Genomic DNA, 18,773 nt, shown 5'->3' with positions numbered 1-18,773 from the left:
ATTAAGGAAACATATTAGTATTACATTTGCTTTTTTTATGAAGTTGAAAAAAAGAATTTTAGTTGCGCCTTTAAATTGGGGTCTTGGTCACGCTACAAGATGCATTCCTATTATTAATGCATTGGAGTCTCAAGGCTTTGAACCCGTTATTGCTAGCGATGGTGTGGCACTACAGTTATTACAAAAGGAGTTTCCTAAGTTAACGCATATTGAAATTCCGTCCTATAATATTACTTACGCTAAAAAAGGAAGTCTGTTTAAACTTAAGCTTATTAAAGATTCTCCTAAAATGCTAAAAACTTTTAAAGCTGAAAAAAAAGCTCTTACGAAAATAGTTACCGATTATAAGATTGATGGTATTATTTCGGATAACCGATTTGGCGTGTATAACAAACATATTCCTTCGGTATTTATTACACATCAACTGCAAGTATTAAGCGGAACAACCACATGGTTTAGCACTAAGATTCATCATAAAATTATTAAGAAGTTTAACGAATGTTGGGTGCCCGACAATCTTAATGCTCCAAATCTTAGCGGAAAACTTGGCCATATAGACAACCTAATTATAAAAACGAAATATATTGGTCCTTTAAGTCGCTTTAAAAAAACCTTTTCAGAACCTCGGTACGATGTTATGATTTTACTCTCTGGTCCAGAACCACAACGTGGTTTTTTAGAAGAAAAGCTATTACATGAATTCAAATTCTTTAATGGCAAGGTTATTCTTATTAAAGGAAAAATAGAACGCTCGCAAACCAAAGAGGTTTCTGGTAGCCTCACAATTGTAAACTTTATGACTAGCAACGAACTTGAAGACACCATAAATAGAAGCAATTTAGTTATCTCTCGTTCGGGTTACACCACCGTTATGGATTTAGCTAAACTATGCAAAAAGGCTTTTTTCATTCCTACTCCAGGGCAAACCGAACAAGAGTATTTAGCTAAAAAACTTGATAATGATGGTTTAGTACCACATTGTAACCAAAATGATTTTACTATTAAAGCTTTAGAAAGAGTTAAAGATTATCAAGGGTTAACCACTTTTGACTATGAAGTGAATTATAAAAAGTTATTCAGCCTTTTCTAGGCTAAAAGAAAATTCACTACCAACGTCGGCTTCGCTTTCAATGTATATTTTCTCGTCGTGTGCTTCTATAATATGCTTTACGATGGACAACCCTAATCCTGAACCACCTTCTTTTCTAGAGCCACTTTTATCTACACGATAAAAGCGTTCAAACACTCGCGATAAATGTTCTTTGGAAATACCTTCGCCATTATCCGTTACCCTAACAATGGCTTTATTTTTTATAAGATTTTCTATACTAACTTCTGTGGTGCCTTTTTCTCTTCCGTATTTAATAGAATTAACCACTAAATTTGTAAGCACTTGCTGAATACGCTCTTTATCGGCTTTTACGTAGATAGGTTTGTCATAATCAATGTCAAAAGTCAAGGTTATTTTTTTCTTGGCAGCTTTCATCTCAAGCAGTTCAAATACGTTTTTCACCAGCTCAACAATATCAAAAACTTCAATATTTAATCTTAAATCGCCAACTTCCAACTTGGTAATCATATCCAAGTCTTTAACAATGTATATTAATCTTTCTACACCTTTGTTGGCACGACTTAAGTATTTAGATAGTATTTTCTTATCGTCTTTAGCGCCATCAAGCAGTGTGAGCAGATAACCTTGTACGGTAAACAAAGGTGTTTTTAACTCGTGAGACACATTACCAAGAAATTCTTTACGATACTCCTCTCTAACTTTTAAGGTTTCTATTTCTAGTTTTTTATCCTTGGCGTACTTATCTATTTCTTTGGTAAGTGTAGCTATATCTGTAGTTATGGCTTTGTTGGTTAACGAGGTAGATTCTAAAAGTGTTAAATCGTCGTAAATTTTCTTTACTCTTCTGTATATAAAGCGTTCTACACGATATTGAATGACAATAAATGAAATAGCGTATAGAATTATTGCGAATGGCAATATTAACCAACTAAAGGCTTTTATAATCCATAAAAAAACACTCATAAGGAGTGTTGTAGTTACGGTTATAAACAACGAAGTTTTGAACGCAAACTTGTATGTTTTTTTGAGTTTTTGCATTAATCTACAAACTTATACCCAACACCTTTAACTGTTTTAAATGATTTGTCGCCAATTTTTTCACGAAGTTTTCTAATATGAACATCTATAGTTCTTCCTCCTACAACAACTTCATTTCCCCAAACTTTGTCCAAAATCTCCTCGCGTTTAAACACTTTTCCAGGCTTGGATGCAAGCAAAGATAGTAATTCAAACTCTTTACGAGGCAATATAATTTCTTCGTTTTTTAAAACAATTTTATATTCGTCTCTATTAATGGTTAAGTTACCTATTTTAACCACACTGTCTTGACTCTCGTCTTCTTTTAATCGTCTTAAAAGCGCTTTTACTTTGCTTACTAAAACTTTTGGTTTTATTGGTTTTGTAATGTAATCGTCTGCACCAGCATCAAACCCAGCAACTTGCGAATAATCCTCGCCTCTTGCTGTTAAGAAGGTAATTATGGTGTCTTGTAAATCTGGAAGTTTTCTTATTTGTTCGCACGCCTCAATACCATCCATTTCTGGCATCATCACATCTAATATAATAAGGTGTGGTTTTTCTTTTTTTGCTATTTTAACAGCTTCCATACCATTTTCTGCAGTGGTTACTTGATAGCCTTCAGAAGATAAATTATAGCCTACTATTTCTAGAATATCTGGCTCGTCGTCTACAAGTAAAATTTTAATGTCCTTTTTTTTCATCTGTTGTAAATTTGTTTTTTTCAGATGGCGTAACTTGGTATAAAACTAACCATAGTTACCGCACTTATTGTGTTGTGTTTTTTACGATTTAGTGTAAAGATACTATTAATAACAAAGATTTATAAATCTACACAAAACAAATAACAATTATGTAACACCTAAATGACGTTAATTTAATTTTTTGAATGCATTTTGGCGAACATTAATAGAATTTGGTATAAAATTTGATTATTTTTTGTAGCTTTATTTCATGTAAAAGATAAACACTGTTTATGAAACAATTATACGTTATTATTATCTTTTTATTTGCGTTGTGTTTCTCTGTTGAGGGGTTTTCTCAAGAACGTCAAAATTCTATAAACACCCTCCAAACAGAAACAGTTAACGTTTACCCCAACCCTGTAAAAAATGGGGTAGTCACTATAGCTTCTAAAAGTGACCACAAAAAAAATATCGAGGTATATAATGTTTTAGGAAAGCAGGTTCTAAAAACATCTCTTTTAAAGAATAAGCTTAACGTTTCTAAGCTTCCTTCAGGTATTTACATTTTAAAAATTTCTATCCAAAATCAAGAGTTTACAAGAAAACTTGTTGTAGAATAGCAATGTTATATAATTGTAAAAAAAGCAATTAGCCCTATCTCCTTATAGATAAAACACAATTTTCTCCTTATATTTGTTACTCTAATTTTTTATTTAAACTATTAATCGATTATGAAAAAACTTTACTTTTTAGTTTTTGTTCTAATTGGTCTTAACTATGGCTATTCTCAAGGAACAGAAACTTTTGACAACTTTCCTGAAACAGGATCATCTTATGCAGATGGTACCTTTACAGGAAATGATGGTTCTACTTGGACTTATGTTCAGTCTCGAGGAGATTCTGAAATCACAGGACATGCCTTAATGCTTGGTAGAAATAGATCTCCTCAAGCTGAGGTTTATTCTGGTTCTATTTCTGGAGGTATAGGAACACTTACCTTTAATTATATGCAAGCTTTTAGCACAAATGTTAATTTAAACGTTTTAGTTAATGGTAACGTAGTAGGTACGGTAACTAGTGATGGTGAACAAGGAGTTATTAAATCATCTGGAACAATTACTGTAAACGAAGCTGGAAGTTTTGATTTAAAATTCATCAATGTAAATAATAGTGATGGACAAGTTACTATTGATGATATTACATGGACTGCTTTTTCTACATCTTGTGGTGTTTTACTAGAGCAAGAATCATACATATGTAATTCTAATAACGTTGGAGATAATAATGATTCTGTTACTATCGAAATTCCTTACACAGGATCTGATGCAGCAATCACTAATGTAACAACCACTTCTGGTGGCACAGTAGGCGGAAACAATCCTGCTTCTTTTGCAGATGGTACAATCACTATAACAGGTTTATCTGAAGGTGATTCTTGGGATTTAGCTTTAGTTGGTGGAGATTGCGGCGCTATTTCTGCTTCAGGAACTGTTCCTGCTGCTGAATGCGACCCTGTTCCTAACACTTGTTTTGATTTAAGCAACGGTACCGAGCAATTTGAGTTAGTTGTAATCACTCAAAATAGTGGTTTTACAAACAATGGAACTTGGGAAAACAACTCTGGCGTTTACAGTGCAAACGGCTATTGCGGTGGTGGTTGTGAAGAACCAGTAGAAAGTTGGTTGGTTTTTGGCCCATTAGATATGACAGGAGTTTCTGATTTAACTTTAGATTTTGATGCTTCTGAAAACTTTGGAGTTACCGATTTGGTTGTAGCTTACACAAGTGCTTACTCTGGATGTCCTTCAGGTACATCTTGGACAACTGCTCAAACCATTACAGATTCTGGCGCTATAAGTGTAGACTTAGCTGCAGCTTCAGGAACAGAGGTTTTTATTGGTATTCAATACGCTGATGATGGAACTGGCGGATACTCTGGATGGGATTTAGAGAACGTTGCACTTAATGCCTTTGGATCTTGCCCTACTTTAGGCACAAGACCAGTATCTGACTGCGCTGTATGCGACCTAACTTTAGGCACAGAAGACTACGTTTGTGACACCAATACTGCAGGAAATGATAACGATGCTGTAATTATTGAAATTCCTTACACCGGTGTAGAAAGTTCATTAACTTCTGTTACCACAACTTCTGGCGGTACAGTTGGCGGTGATGATCCTTCTTCTATTGCTGACGGAGTTATAACAATAACTGGTTTATCAGAAGGTGATGCTTGGGATTTAACATTAAATGGTGGTGATTGCGATGGTACAACTATTTCTGGAACTGTAGGTTCTGCTATTTGCGACCCAGTAACTACCGATTTAGTTATTAATGAAATATTGGCCGATCCAGATGGAACCAACGGTGATGCCAATGGTGATGGTGTTGTTGACACACAACAAGATGAATTTGTTGAAATTTACAACATAGGAACTTCAAGTATCGACCTTGAAGGCTATATCATTGCCGATGGAAATAGTGACAGACACGTCTTCCCTGCTGGAACAATACTTCCTGCTAATGGCTTTATTACTGTATTTGCTGGAGGAACACCAACGGGTATAAATGGTATTTCCCAAACAGCTACTTCTGGCGCATTTGGATTTAACAATGGTGGTGATACTGTAACCCTAAAAAATGCTAGCGGTGTAGAAGTTGTTTCATACACTTACGGTAGCGAAGGCGGTAACGATCAATCTATTGGAAGAAGCCCTGATTTTACTGGAAGTTTTGTTGAGCACTCAACTATTACAGGAAATAATGGTCGTCTGTTCTCTCCAGGAGAAAACAATGACATCCCATTATCTGTAAACCAATACACTACTACATCTTTTAGTGTATATCCAAACCCAACAAATACGGGATATGTTAACATTACATCGGCTAAAAACAGTACTATTTCTGTAGCTGTTTACGACATTCTAGGAAAACAAGTTATCAATAAAACATTAACCGAAAATACCTTAAATGTATCTTCTCTTAATGCTGGAATGTACATCTTGAAAATTTCTCAAGACGGTGCTTCTACAACTAAAAAGCTTGTTATTAAATAACATGTCTTAATAATTTTTTTAGAAAGCGCTACTATTATGGTAGCGCTTTTTATTTTACCTATTTTTGCATGAATGATAAGTGCTGATCACATTTTTAATATAAACACTAGCCAAGAATTTAATACCACGGCTTTAGATATTTTCAAATTTCAATTTGAAAATAATCCCGTTTATAGGTCGTATTGCGATTTACTTTACAAACATCCTAGCGATATTACACAGGTAAAAGATATTCCGTTTTTACCCATACAGTTTTTTAAATCACACACCGTTTTAAGCCAAAAGAACATTGAAAAAACTTTTACTAGTTCTGGCACAACTGGTACTACAACAAGCAAACATCATGTTAGCGACTTGAGTATTTACGAAAACAGTTTTACAAAAGGATTTCAAAAGTTTTATGGTAATGTTGAAGATTACACCATATTAGCACTCTTACCATCATATTTAGAACGTGACGGATCGTCTTTAATTTATATGGTAGACCATTTAATAACACAATCGCAACATGCCGAGAGCGGTTATTACCTCAATAATTTATCCGATTTAAAAAACACGTTACTTAAACTTGAAGCACAGGGCAAAAAAACCTTATTAATAGGGGTGTCTTTTGCATTATTAGATTTAGTTGAACACCATCAATTTCAGTTAAAAAATACTGTCGTTATGGAAACAGGAGGCATGAAGGGTAGACGTAAAGAATTAATTCGCGAAGAATTACATAACATCTTAAAACAAGGATTTGGTATTACAAATATTCATAGTGAATACGGCATGACAGAACTGTTAAGTCAAGCCTACTCCCAAGGGCAAGGTATATATAAATGTCCTAATTGGATGCGTGTAGTAACAAGAGATACCGAAGACCCTTTAACTATTTTAAACACGTCATCTTCTGGCGGATTAAATATTATCGATTTAGCAAATATTAACTCCTGCAGTTTTATAGCCACTCAAGATTTAGGCAAAGTACATACCAACAATACATTTGAAGTTTTAGGACGCTTTGACCACTCTGATGTTCGTGGTTGTAATTTAATGGTATTGTAAGGTCTTATTATTTTTTCCGACTAACATATTGCTTTCAAGATGAGAAAGAAAAATTGGTTGGTTAGTTAAATTTTGAATTGAAAGTAAAACGCCTGATATTTCTATCAGGCGTTTTTAATTATACAGCTTTAATTATGTATGTTTTTTTCTTACCACGATTAATAATCACATAACGGTTATTAATCAAATCTTCTGTGGTTAACTTATAGGATTCTCCTACTTTTTCTTTGTTTACAGAAATGGAGTTTTCTTTTAAAGCGCGTCTTGCTTCTCCATTAGAAGCTAAGAAATTTGTTTTAGCAGCCAAAGCACCAATCATATCAACGCCGTCGTTAAAATCACTTAATAGAATCTCGGCTTGTGGCACACCTTCAAAAACATCCAGAAAAGTACTTTCATCCAAGGTTTTAATATCTTCTTTAAAGGTTTTACTAAACAAGATGTTCGAGGCTTTTTCAGCAACTTCAAAATCGGCTTTAGAGTGTACAAATATAGTAACCTCCTCGGCTAATTTCTTTTGTAATAGTCGTAAATGAGGCGTTTCTTTATGTGCTTTTATTAAATCCTCTATCGTGTCTTTATCTAAGAATGTAAAGATTTTTATATACTTTTCGGCATCCTCATCAGAGGTATTTAACCAAAACTGGTAAAATTTATACACCGATGTTTTATCAGCATCTAACCATACGTTTCCACCTTCACTTTTTCCAAATTTAGAGCCATCTGCTTTTGTGATTAACGGACACGTCATGGCGTAAGCTTTTGCTTCTTCACCTACATTCATACGTCGAACCAATTCTGTTCCTGTGGTAATATTTCCCCATTGATCGCTTCCGCCCATTTGTAACACACAGTTGTACGTTTTATATAGGTGGTAAAAGTCGTATCCTTGAATTAACTGATAGGTAAATTCGGTAAACGACATACCTACATTACCATCTTCACCCGAAAAACGTTTTTTCACAGAGTCTTTTGCCATCATATAATTTACAGTGATTCGTTTACCTACATCGCGTGCAAAATCTATGAATGAAAAGTTTTTCATCCAATCGTAATTATTAACTAATAATGGTGCATTGTCTTCTTTAGAATCGAAATCTAAAAAGCGAGACAGCACATTTTTTATACCTTGCACATTATGATTAAGCGTTTCTTCATCTAGCAAATTTCGCTCATCACTTTTTCCAGAAGGATCGCCAATCATTCCTGTGGCGCCACCAACCAAGGCAATAGGTTTATGACCAAAACGCTTTAAATGAACCAAAAGAATTATAGGCACTAAACTTCCTATATGCAACGAATCTGAAGTGGGATCGAACCCAATATAAGCGGTTGTCATTCCTTTACGTAATTGTTCTTCGGTTCCGGGCATGATATCGTGTACCATTCCTCTCCAGCGTAGTTCGTCAACTAATGTTTTAGACATATTTAGGTGTATTTACTATCGTGTTTTTTCTATAAAAATAAAAGCCTACAAGTGTAATGAGGCTAATTATTTAGCAAAGATAAAAATCACGACTCAATTACTAGGGGTTTATGAATAATTCTTTACTTTCGTTTTTATGATATTAGTTACTGGTGGCACTGGATTAGTTGGGTCTCATTTACTTGTTAGACTTACAGAAAAACAGCAACGTATTCGCGCTATTTATAGAGATGAAAAAAAACTACCTCTTGTTAAGAGGGTGTTTAGCTATTTTAATGCTAGTGATCGTTTTGATAAGGTAGACTGGGTAAAAACTGATTTACTAAACATTCCAGAACTTTCTAATGCTTTTAAAGATATTACTATTGTATATCATTGTGCGGCTTTAGTCTCTTTCGATCCTAAAAAATATCACGCCTTGCGAAGCACTAATATTGAAGGGACAGCCAACATTGTTAATCTATGTATTTCAAATAACATTAAAAAACTTTGCTATGTAAGTTCGGTAGCAACTTTAAGTAAAACTGCAGGAAAAGATACTATAACCGAAACATCTTATTGGAATCCAGAAGAAAACCATAGTATTTATGGTATCACAAAATATGGTGCTGAAATGGAAGTGTGGCGAGGGACCCAAGAAGGGGTTCCTGCTATTATTGTTAATCCTGGTGTTATTTTAGGTGGTGGATTTTGGGATGATAGCAGTTGTTATATCTTTAAAAAAATTCACAACGGGCTCACTTATTACACCAAAGGTACAGCTGGTTATGTTGACGTGTTAGATGTTGTAGAAATTATGGAGCGATTAATGATTTCTAAAATTGAAAACCAAAATTATATTTTAGTTTCAGACAACTGGACTTACAAAGGTTTTTTAGAACAAACAGCTAAAGTGCTTCATGTTACGCCACCTAAAAAAGAAGCTTCGAATATGTTGCTAAATATTGGTTGGAGGTTAGATTGGTTAAAATCGTTTTTTACAGGAAAAGACAGATTACTTACCAAACATTTAAAAAACACTTTACAATCGACTAAAATTTACAGTAATGACAAAGTAAAAACCGAATTAGACTACAATTTTACTCCTATTAAAAAAAGCATTAACAGAATTTCTAAACAGTATTTAAGCGACCTCTAATTTACTTTTGATCTGGTCTTGTAACAGCTTTAAACTCTTTTAATTTTTTCTTTTTTGTCTCCTCTCTTTTAATGGAGTCTTTAAACCTTTTATCTTTTGCCTCTTTTTCTACTTGATCGTCAAATTTATCTTTAAGGCGTTTTAAACTATCTGTTACAGCGTTTAAAATCTCTTCGTAAACCTTACCGTTAGAAGCGTAGTAAGCATTACTCTCCACAAACTGTAAGCTATCTATATGATGCTTTTTATAAATATACGTTTCGGGATGTATGTCTTTATTTTCTAACTTTTTTTTGTTCACTCCCTTTGCAGAAGATAATAAAGAGATATCCATTAGGACATCGACCATTTTATCTTTTGCAATTAAATTTTCTGGTTTTTCTGGTTTGTATGAATAATTACAAGCCGAAAAAACCATAAAACAAAGTATGTATACACTTATTTTTTTCATCTGTTAAACGTTAAGCGTTTTCCAAATTTCTTATTATTAAACTTAAAGTTTTCGTATGCTAACTCACCATTAACAAACGTATGGGTTACTCGCGATTTAAACGTTGTGCCTTCCATTGGCGACCATCCGCATTTGTAAGCAATGTTATCTTTATTTACCGTCCAAGGATTTGCAGGGTTTACCAATACAATATCTGCAAAATAGCCTTCTTTTAAATATCCTCTTTTTTCAACATCGAATAAAATAGCTGGGTTATGACACATTTTTTCTACAAGTTTCTCAACTTTTATTTTCCCGTTTAAATGTGCTTCAAACATAGCTACAAGGGCGTGTTGCACCAATGGCCCACCTGAAGGTGCTTTTGTATAAACATGTTGCTTTTCTTCTAGTGTATGTGGTGCGTGGTCTGTGGCTATAACATCTATTCTGTCATCCAATAAAGCTTCCCAAAGTTGCTCTCTATCTGTTTTTGTTTTTACCGCTGGATTCCATTTTATTAAGGTCCCTTTTTCATCGTAATCTTCATCTGAAAACCATAAATGATGAATACAAACTTCGGCTGTAATTTTCTTATCTTTTAAAGGTGTTTTATTTGTAAATAAGTTGGTTTCCTTCCCTGTCGACAAATGAAATATATGTAATCTTGCGCCTGTTTTTTTAGCTAATTCTATTGCTTTAGACGAGGATAAATAACAAGCTTCTTCACTCCTAATTTTAGGATGAAACTTAACAGGAATATCATCTCCATATTCCTTTTTATAAGTTTCAAGGTTTTTCTTAATGGTGGCTTCGTCTTCACAATGCACCGATATTACCATGTTAGTACTTGAAAAAATCTTTTCTAAAACCTGTGGGTCATCAACTAGCATATTTCCTGTTGAGGAGCCTAAAAATAATTTTAATCCAGCAACACTTTTAGGATCAACTTTTAGGATTTCTTCTAAATTATCGTTAGTACCACCAAACATAAACGAATAATTGGCGTAAGAACTTTTAGAAGCTATAGAAAATTTATCTTCTAATTTCTCTATAGTTGTTGTTTGTGGAACCGTGTTAGGCATTTCAATAAACGATGTAATGCCACCAGCTACCGCAGCACGAGACTCGGTTTCTATGGTTGCTTTGTGTGTTAATCCTGGTTCTCTAAAATGCACTTGATCGTCTATAACTCCTGGGATAGCGTAATTTCCTTCGGCATCAACAACTCTTACATCGGCCGATTTAGCACTAATAGATGGTGCTATTTTTACTATCTTATCGCCTTCTATTAAGATATCGCCTTCTAGAATGCTTCCTTCGTTAACAATTCTAGCATTTTTTATTAAGGTACTATGCTGCATGTTGTTTTTTATTAAAAATACTTTTCAACTTCATTTTAACGACTCCAAAAATAGCTTCTGAAATAATACTGCCGCTCATTTTTGATTTTCCTCGGGTTCTATCGGTAAAAATTACGGGCACTTCAACTATTTTAAATTTTTTTAAATAGGCTTTAAACTTCATTTCAATTTGAAAGGCATACCCAACAAATTCAATGTTTTCAAGATTAATACTTTGCAATACTTTGTTATTGTAACAAACAAATCCTGCTGTGGTATCGTGAATTTTCATACCTGTTACTAACCTCACATATTTGGAGGCAAAGTAAGATAGTAATACTCTACTCATAGGCCAATTAACTACATTAACGCCTTGTACATAGCGTGAGCCTATGGCAACATCTGCTCCGTTATATTTACAAGCGTTATATAATTTCTCAAGATCGTTAGGGTTATGAGAAAAATCGGCATCCATTTCAAAAATATAACTATATTCTTTTTCTAAACTCCAATTAAAACCATCTATATAAGCGGTTCCTAAACCTGTTTTCTTTTTACGGTTGAGTATATATAAACGTTCTGGGAATTCGCTTTGTAACTCTTTTACTTTTAAAGCAGTTAAATCTGGCGAATTATCGTCTACAACCAAAATATGAAAGGTAGCGTTTTGAGAAAACACAGCTCTTATAATGAGCTCGATGTTCTCAATTTCGTTGTATGTTGGAATAATTACAATGGCTTCCTTCATTAAAACCTGCTTTGATTAGGCAAATGTAATCTTTTTAAAAGATTTATTTTTTTAATTATTCCTTAAATAAGGCTAAATAAACCCTAATTTTATAATAATTTTACACTATGATTCGACAGGTTGTAACATACGATGTTTTTACTGTTTTAATTGTGGTTGGCTTAATTTTAGTAGCTTTATCTAAAGTGTTTTTTGAAAGACGCTTTAAAGATTTTACCTATGTTTTTATTAACTCGACCTATTTAAAAGTTTATGAAAAAGAACAACGGTTTTTCGACCTATTTGATGGGTTATTATTTGCCAATCTAGTTTTAGGCCTAACAACATTTTGTTGCGTTTCCCTAAATTACGTTAACGACACCTTTGAGATAAGTTACAATATTGTTTTAAAACTTATTATAGGTATCGCTATTTTTTTCATTTTTAAAACCTTACTCGAACGACTCATTGCTAGTTTATTTGAAATTGATAAGATTTTAGATGCTTACCTTTTTCAAAAAATTAGCTATAAAAACTTTTTAGGGCTATTACTAATACCTATAAATATCATCTTACTATTTGGCATTACCCCTAGTGTTTATGCCATTTATATTGCGATTGCTATATTGCTTCTTGTTAACATTGTAGGAGTGGTAACATCCTATAAATCAAATCAAAATTTAATAAAACAGAACATGTTTTATTTTATTTTGTATCTTTGCACTCTCGAAATCGGGCCATTCCTGATTTTGTATAAAACAATTATTGATTATTAAGCTTTAATCCACCTACATTTATGAAAGTGAAAACCATTTTAGTGTCTCAACCAGAACCTAAAATAGAAAATTCGCCCTATTTTGATTTAGAGGAGAAACAAAAAGTGAAAATAGACTTTAGGCCTTTTATACACGTTGAAGGTGTCCCTGCCAAAGAGGTAAGAAAGCAAAAAATAGATTTAAGTAAATATAGCGCCATTATCCTAACTAGTAGAAATGCTGTAGATCATTTCTTTAGAGTAGCCGATGAAATGCGTTTTAAGGTTCCAGATAGCATGAAATACTTCTGCCAATCTGAAGCCGTTGCTTATTACTTACAAAAATATGTTGTATACAGAAAACGTAAAATTTACGTAGGAAAACGAACTTTTGCAGAATTATCGCCTCTTATTAAGAAGTATAAAGACGAAAAGTTCCTTTTGCCAACAACAGATAAGCTTAAACCATTAGTTCCTGAAATTCTTGATGAGCTTGGTGTAAATTGGATGCAAGGAACCTTTTACAAAACCGTGATTAGCGATCTTTCCGACTTAGAACATGTGTTTTACGACATTTTAGTATTCTTTAGTCCTTCTGGGATTGAATCGTTATTTCATAATTTCCCTGATTTTAAACAAAAAAATACACGCATAGCTGTATTTGGAAATACGACTATAAAAGCGGTTGAAGAACGAGGTTTAAGAGTTGATATTTCGGCGCCAACACCAGAAACACCTTCTATGACCATGGCGTTAGACAAATACATTAAAGAGGCTAATAAAAAGAAGTAATCTTCTTATTTACTATAAAATAAAAAAGCGTCTTGAATCAAGACGCTTTTTTATTTTAGAACCTATGTTTTTTTTTATTGCACAATAAGCTTTTTGGTTTCTACTACATCTGCTGTTTGTATTCTTACCAAATATACACCAGAAGACAGTTGAGTCATATTTAATGTATTTGTTCCTTTTTGTAAATCCTTCCTTAAAACTTGTTTCCCTGTAATATTATAAACTGCTACACTTCCTTTAGCATTATCTATGGTTACAAACAAGTTATTATTTACTGGGTTAGGATATATATTAAAAGCTGTTTCCTTAATAGCCTCTTCTACAGAAAGTGTTGGGCAATCTATATCGTTTTCATAAAAATTACTACTCGCATCGATAGTCCAAGTTGTTAAATTAGGCTCTGTAACATCGTCTACCATAATACATGGCCCTGGATTAAAATCACCTCTGAAGTTGGTTACATTTGCGTTATTCCCATTTCGCATATCTATAACGACTAAAGAGTTATTTCTAGCATCAAGAGACACCAAACTCACATTACTGGATAAGTCTAATTCAGAGATTCCCATAAACCTAACATTAAGTATTGCAAGTCCCGTATTTGTTGATAAATCTAAAGAAGAAACAGGACAACCCGCAATATTAATATCAGCTAAAGCAGTAAGGTTTGCAATATTTAAAGTAGATAAACTAGTACAACCTTCAGCATTTAAAAGTGTTAAATTAGTATTTGATGTTACATCTAAAGATGTAATACCTGCATTATATTGAATATTTAATCCTGTAATATTTGTAAAGTCCTCTATACCTGTTAAATCGGTAATTCCTTCGTTAGGTACAGATAGTGTTCCTGTATAACTATTAGCATCTACTGTTGGCATTTGCCCATTAAGCGTGTTATCGCTATCAATATTAAAATCTATTAAAGCTTGTTCAAAATTTGGATCGGGAATGGCTGTTGTTTGAGCAAGCATATAAGAATTTAAAGCGATTATCATCGCAAAAAATAAGGTAATTTTTTTCATAATACATTTAGCATTGATTAATAGACTATAAAGCTACTCTATAAAACACTCAAATACAACACATAAGACAACTGTACATCTAATAATAATGCATTTCAGCTAAATTGAAGAAAATAAAAAAGCGACTCCATATGGAAGTCGCTTATATCTTAAACAAAAGGCTACTTTATTAAAAGCTATAACGTTGTGGCCCACCTCTTCTTATTTCTTCGCTAGCATAATCTTCAAACTGTTTAAAGTTCTCTCTAAAAGCATTTGATAACTTAAAGGCTGTTTTATAATAGGCTTCATCATCATTCCAAGTTGTTCTTGGGCTTAATACTTCTGATGGTACACCAGGACAATGTCTTGGTTGTGCTACTCCAAACACCGAGTGAATATGGTAATCTTCGTAATTATATAAGCCTAAATCGCCATTAAGCACAGCATTAATCATAGCTCTGGTATATTTTAACTCTATACGTTTTCCTACGCCGTAAGGGCCACCAGACCAACCTGTATTTACTAACCATACATTTACACCAGCTTCTTTCATCTTTTTACTTAGCATTTCGGCATATTTAGCTGGATGTAATGGCATAAAAGGCGCTCCAAAACAAGCTGAAAATGATGGTACTGGCTCTACAACACCAGCTTCTGTTCCTGCAACTTTAGCTGTATATCCAGAAATAAAATGATAAGCTGCCTGCGAAGGTGTTAACTTAGAAATTGGAGGTAACACACCAAAAGCATCGGCTGTTAGGAAGAAAATATTTTTAGGATTCTTTCCTATTGATGGTTGTTTAATATTTTCAATATGGTAAATAGGATAACTTACACGTGTATTTTGCGTAATTGATGTATCGGCAAAATCGACATTACCGTTATCATCCATAATTACATTCTCTAAAATAGCGCCTTTTTTTATAGCACCATAAATTTCTGGTTCTTTTTCAGATGACAAGTTAATAACCTTAGCGTAACAACCACCTTCAAAGTTAAATACAGTATTCTCGTTTGTCCAACCATGCTCATCATCTCCAATTAAACTTCTATTAGGATCGGTAGATAAGGTTGTTTTTCCTGTTCCGGAAAGTCCAAAGAAAATTGCTGTATCACCATCTTTCCCAACATTAGCACTACAATGCATTGGCAATGTGTTTTTAAAGACTGGTAAGATGAAATTTAAGGCTGAGAAAATCCCTTTTTTAATTTCACCTGTATAACCAGTTCCGCCTATTAAAGCAATCTTTTTAGTGAAGTTTAAAATGGCAAAGTTATGTTGGCGTGTTCCATCTTCTTTAGGATCTGCCATAAAACTTGGCGCATTAACAATAGTCCATTCTGGATCGAAACCTTTTAATTCCTCTTCTGTTGGACGTAAAAACATGTTGTAAGCAAACATGTTGCTCCAAGGGTATTCGGTAATCACGCGAATATTTAATCGGTAATTATCATCGGCGCAAGCATAGCTATCTCTAACAAACACTTCTTTTTCTGATAGATAATCTACAACTTTGTTGTATAATTTGTCGAATTTTTCAGAATCAAAAGGGATGTTAATATCGCCCCACCAAACTTTGTCTTCAGTAATACTATCTTTTACAATAAAACGGTCTTTTGGCGAACGTCCTGTAAACTCACCTGTTTTTACAGCTAAGGCTCCCGAAGAAGCTTCAACGCCTTGTTCTTTTTCTATTGTTTCCTTGTGAAGTTCATCAGCAGACAACTGATATCGTACTTTAGCATTTTTAATGCCGTACTCTTCTAACGAAATCGTTTTCGTAGTTTGCGTATGGTTTACCATAATTTTTGTGTTGTTTTGATGATGCAAAGCTAAAACTTTATTTTAAAACGTACATATAAAGAACTGTGTTAATCCTATTTTTGTTTTAAAAAGTTTATTAACAGTACAAACCAAGCTGAAATTAGAAGTGTTCCTCCTACTGGGGTTATTAAGGCAATTGTTTTAAAATTGAAAGCCGTTAAGCTATTTGTCGCTAGTCCATAAATAGATCCGGAAAAGAAAAAAACACCAATTAATATTAGTACATAAACGGCTCTTTTGGTTTTAACACTAACTTTAGTCGTTACACCTAAAAAAAGTAATAAAAAGGCGTGATACATTTGGTAGGTTACACCTGTTTGAAACGTATCAATTTGTTCTGGAGTTACTAATTTTTGTAACCCATGAGCAGCAAATGCTCCCAATACAACAGCTAACAATCCAAATAAGGCGGCTGTAACTAAAATGGATTTATTCATATTTAACTATTTCGGATTTTTAAAACCCGTTTGATTTATTACATTCGTGAACACAAAATTACAGAACAAAACCCAATTATGCGAAATATATTAATTATAGGTTCAGGAAAATCAACCTCTTTTCTTATCAAATATTTTTTAGATAAATCAGACAGCGAAAAGCTATTTATTACGGTTGGTGATCTTGATATTAATAATGCCAAAAAACTTGTAAACAATCACCCAAATACCAAAGCCATTACTTTAGATATTTTTAATAAAGACTCTAGAGAACGTGCTATTAAAGATGCTGATATTGTTGTGTCTATGCTACCAGCAAGATTTCATGTTGAAGCCGCCAAAGATTGCTTAAAGTTTAATAAACCTATGGTAACGGCATCTTATGTAAGTAAAGACATGGAAGCTTTAGACGATGAAGCTAAGGCTAAAGGACTTGTATTTATGAATGAAATTGGTGTCGATCCTGGCATTGACCATATGAGTGCCATGAAAATTATTGATGACATTCGTGATAAAGGTGGAAAAATGATTTTGTTTGAATCGTTTTGTGGTGGATTGGTTGCTCCTGAAAGCGACAACAACCTTTGGAATTATAAATTTACATGGAACCCAAGAAACGTTGTTGTAGCAGGTCAAGGTGGCGCAGCCAAATTTTTACAAGAAGGCACCTATAAATACATTCCCTACAACCGTTTGTTTAGACGAACAGAATTTTTAGAAGTTGATAGCTTTGGCCGTTTTGAAGGCTATGCTAATCGCGATTCGTTAAAATACCAATCGGCTTATGGCTTAGAAGATGTTAAAACACTATACCGTGGTACCATGCGTCGCGTTGGATTTTCACGCGCTTGGAATATGTTTGTCCAATTAGGCATGACCGATGACAGCTACACTATAGACGATAGTGAAAATATGAGCTATCGCGATTTTGTGAATGCCTTTTTACCTTACAGTCCAACAGATTCGGTAGAATTAAAATTTAGACACCAACTTAAAATAGATCAAGACGATATTGTATGGGACAAACTAGAAGAGTTAGATATTTTTAGCCCAACCAAAATGGTAAATTTAAAACAAGCCACACCTGCGCAAATTCTTCAAAAAATATTAATGGACAAATGGACATTGGATCATGACGACAAAGACATGATTGTGATGTATCATAAATTTGGGTATGAGCTAGATGGCAAAAAACATCAAATAGATTCTACTATGGTTTGTATTGGCGAAGACCAAACATATACAGCCATGGCAAAAACTGTTGGCTTACCAGTTGCTATGGCTACGCTTGCCATTTTAAACGGCAAGATTACAACGCCAGGCGTTCAAATTCCAATTAATAAAGAGGTTTATACCCCTATTTTAAAAGAACTTGAAGATTATGGCATCGTGTTTCATGATAAAACAGTGCCTTATTTAGGATATAACCCATTAAACATCTAGCTTTCATATTATAACCAATTTTGTATTTTTGGTATGAATTTATAAAACCTCAACCTTTTGAAGATAAAAAACCAAAATATAGTTATAGATGGTATTGACAAAAAGATTTTAAGAGCTTTAATGGCCGATGCCCGAACTCCTATTTTGGAAATCGCTCGTCAGGTTGGGATTTCTGGGGCAGCTATACATCAACGATTACGAAAACTCGAAAAATCGGGATTAATTGATGGCTCTAAATTTATTATCAATCCAAAAGTATTAGGTTACACTACCATGGCTTTTGTGGGAGTTTATCTTGACAAAGCTGTAAGCAACCCCGAAGCGGTTAAACAATTACGTAACATTCCTGAGGTTATTGAGTGTCACTACACCACTGGAAATTGGAGTATTTTTATTAAGATGCTTGCTAAAGATAACGAACATCTTATGCATGTTTTAAATAAAGAAATACAATCTATTAATGGTGTGTCGCGAACTGAGACATTTATTTCGTTACAACAACAAATTGATAGGCAAATAAAAATATGAGTCATAAAAAAAGACCTTCGTTTGAAGGTCTTTTTACTTATTTAA

18 protein-coding genes are annotated in these 18,773 nt (G+C 33.7%); 9 read left to right on the top strand and 9 right to left on the bottom strand.

Going from position 1 to position 18,773, the window contains the following annotated elements; all coding sequences use genetic code 11:
- Positions 1-37: 37 nt before the first annotated feature.
- On the top strand, positions 38-1,090 hold the full coding sequence (locus R3L15_RS00835) for a glycosyltransferase (protein ID WP_338732675.1): 1,053 nt from the start codon (positions 38-40) through the stop codon (positions 1,088-1,090).
- Here the strand turns inward: R3L15_RS00835 and R3L15_RS00830 are convergent.
- On the bottom strand, positions 1,073-2,110 hold the full coding sequence (locus R3L15_RS00830; protein WP_338732674.1) for an ATP-binding protein: 1,038 nt from the start codon (positions 2,108-2,110) through the stop codon (positions 1,073-1,075). The genes R3L15_RS00835 and R3L15_RS00830 overlap by 18 nt on opposite strands.
- Positions 2,110-2,793, bottom strand: coding sequence for a response regulator transcription factor (locus tag R3L15_RS00825; protein ID WP_338732672.1), 684 nt, complete (start codon positions 2,791-2,793; stop codon positions 2,110-2,112). Before R3L15_RS00825 ends, R3L15_RS00830 begins: the two co-directional genes overlap by 1 nt.
- Positions 2,794-3,065: 272 nt before the next feature.
- On the opposite strand from R3L15_RS00825, the gene R3L15_RS00820 reads away from it, so the two are divergent.
- From R3L15_RS00820 to R3L15_RS00810, 3 genes are all read left to right on the top strand, one after another.
- Complete coding sequence (locus R3L15_RS00820; protein WP_338732671.1) at positions 3,066-3,395, top strand: T9SS type A sorting domain-containing protein; 330 nt, start codon at positions 3,066-3,068, stop codon at positions 3,393-3,395.
- A 111-nt stretch (positions 3,396-3,506) separates the two neighbouring features.
- Positions 3,507-5,831 (top strand): lamin tail domain-containing protein, encoded by a 2,325-nt coding sequence (locus tag R3L15_RS00815; protein WP_338732670.1) that lies wholly within the window; start codon positions 3,507-3,509, stop codon positions 5,829-5,831.
- Between the two features lie 72 nt (positions 5,832-5,903).
- Complete coding sequence (locus tag R3L15_RS00810; RefSeq protein WP_338732669.1) at positions 5,904-6,881, top strand: acyl transferase; 978 nt, start codon at positions 5,904-5,906, stop codon at positions 6,879-6,881.
- Between the two features lie 118 nt (positions 6,882-6,999).
- Here R3L15_RS00810 and tyrS read toward each other — a convergent pair whose 3' ends face one another.
- Positions 7,000-8,307: a tyrosine--tRNA ligase gene (tyrS, locus tag R3L15_RS00805; protein ID WP_338732667.1), complete on the bottom strand. Its 1,308-nt coding sequence runs from the start codon at positions 8,305-8,307 to the stop codon at positions 7,000-7,002.
- 136 nt (positions 8,308-8,443) lie between these two features.
- Here tyrS and R3L15_RS00800 point away from each other — a divergent pair, with 136 nt between their 5' ends.
- Positions 8,444-9,445 carry an NAD-dependent epimerase/dehydratase family protein gene (locus R3L15_RS00800; RefSeq protein WP_338732665.1) on the top strand — a complete coding sequence of 334 codons (1,002 nt, stop codon included), beginning with the start codon at positions 8,444-8,446 and terminating at the stop codon, positions 9,443-9,445.
- A gap of 1 nt (position 9,446) precedes the next feature.
- On the opposite strand, the gene R3L15_RS00795 is transcribed toward R3L15_RS00800, so the two are convergent.
- Genes R3L15_RS00795 through R3L15_RS00785 form a run of 3 tightly spaced genes read right to left on the bottom strand, consistent with a single transcriptional unit; the run spans position 9,447 to position 11,963 of the window.
- A complete protein-coding gene (locus R3L15_RS00795) occupies positions 9,447-9,896 on the bottom strand; it encodes a DUF4296 domain-containing protein (RefSeq protein ID WP_338732663.1) in 450 nt (149 codons plus the stop codon).
- Positions 9,893-11,236, bottom strand: a complete 1,344-nt coding sequence (locus R3L15_RS00790) for a dihydroorotase (protein ID WP_338732661.1) — start codon at positions 11,234-11,236, stop codon at positions 9,893-9,895. The genes R3L15_RS00795 and R3L15_RS00790 overlap by 4 nt, the downstream gene beginning before the upstream one ends.
- Positions 11,226-11,963: a polyprenol monophosphomannose synthase gene (locus R3L15_RS00785; protein ID WP_338732660.1), complete on the bottom strand. Its 738-nt coding sequence runs from the start codon at positions 11,961-11,963 to the stop codon at positions 11,226-11,228. Before R3L15_RS00785 ends, R3L15_RS00790 begins: the two co-directional genes overlap by 11 nt.
- 107 nt (positions 11,964-12,070) lie before the next feature.
- On the opposite strand from R3L15_RS00785, the gene R3L15_RS00780 reads away from it, so the two are divergent.
- A complete protein-coding gene (locus R3L15_RS00780; RefSeq protein WP_338732658.1) occupies positions 12,071-12,718 on the top strand; it encodes a DUF4271 domain-containing protein in 648 nt (215 codons plus the stop codon).
- 20 nt (positions 12,719-12,738) lie between these two features.
- Positions 12,739-13,488 (top strand): uroporphyrinogen-III synthase, encoded by a 750-nt coding sequence (locus R3L15_RS00775; protein WP_338732657.1) that lies wholly within the window; start codon positions 12,739-12,741, stop codon positions 13,486-13,488.
- A 74-nt stretch (positions 13,489-13,562) separates the two neighbouring features.
- Here the strand turns inward: R3L15_RS00775 and R3L15_RS00770 are convergent, their stop codons facing one another.
- From R3L15_RS00770 to R3L15_RS00760, 3 genes are all read right to left on the bottom strand, one after another.
- Positions 13,563-14,513: a T9SS type A sorting domain-containing protein gene (locus tag R3L15_RS00770; RefSeq protein ID WP_338732656.1), complete on the bottom strand. Its 951-nt coding sequence runs from the start codon at positions 14,511-14,513 to the stop codon at positions 13,563-13,565.
- A 169-nt stretch (positions 14,514-14,682) separates the two neighbouring features.
- The gene (gene pckA / locus R3L15_RS00765; protein ID WP_338732655.1) at positions 14,683-16,299 is read right to left on the bottom strand and encodes a phosphoenolpyruvate carboxykinase (ATP); all 1,617 of its coding nucleotides are present in this window, start codon (positions 16,297-16,299) and stop codon (positions 14,683-14,685) included.
- A gap of 74 nt (positions 16,300-16,373) precedes the next feature.
- The gene (locus R3L15_RS00760; RefSeq protein ID WP_338732654.1) at positions 16,374-16,757 is read right to left on the bottom strand and encodes a DUF423 domain-containing protein; all 384 of its coding nucleotides are present in this window, start codon (positions 16,755-16,757) and stop codon (positions 16,374-16,376) included.
- Positions 16,758-16,835: 78 nt separating this feature from the next.
- On the opposite strand from R3L15_RS00760, the gene R3L15_RS00755 reads away from it, so the two are divergent.
- Together R3L15_RS00755 and R3L15_RS00750 are read left to right on the top strand one after the other, a co-directional pair.
- Positions 16,836-18,200, top strand: a complete 1,365-nt coding sequence (locus R3L15_RS00755; RefSeq protein WP_338732652.1) for a saccharopine dehydrogenase family protein — start codon at positions 16,836-16,838, stop codon at positions 18,198-18,200.
- 57 nt (positions 18,201-18,257) lie between these two features.
- Complete coding sequence (locus R3L15_RS00750) at positions 18,258-18,728, top strand: Lrp/AsnC ligand binding domain-containing protein (protein ID WP_338732650.1); 471 nt, start codon at positions 18,258-18,260, stop codon at positions 18,726-18,728.
- The last annotated feature ends 45 nt before the right edge of the window (positions 18,729-18,773 follow it).

Origin of the sequence: Mangrovimonas cancribranchiae (assembly GCF_037126245.1) — a bacterium.
GTDB lineage: Bacteria > Bacteroidota > Bacteroidia > Flavobacteriales > Flavobacteriaceae > Mangrovimonas > Mangrovimonas cancribranchiae.
The sequence above is the reverse complement of the archived record's forward strand: the minus strand, read 5'-3'. Positions and strand labels throughout refer to the sequence as shown.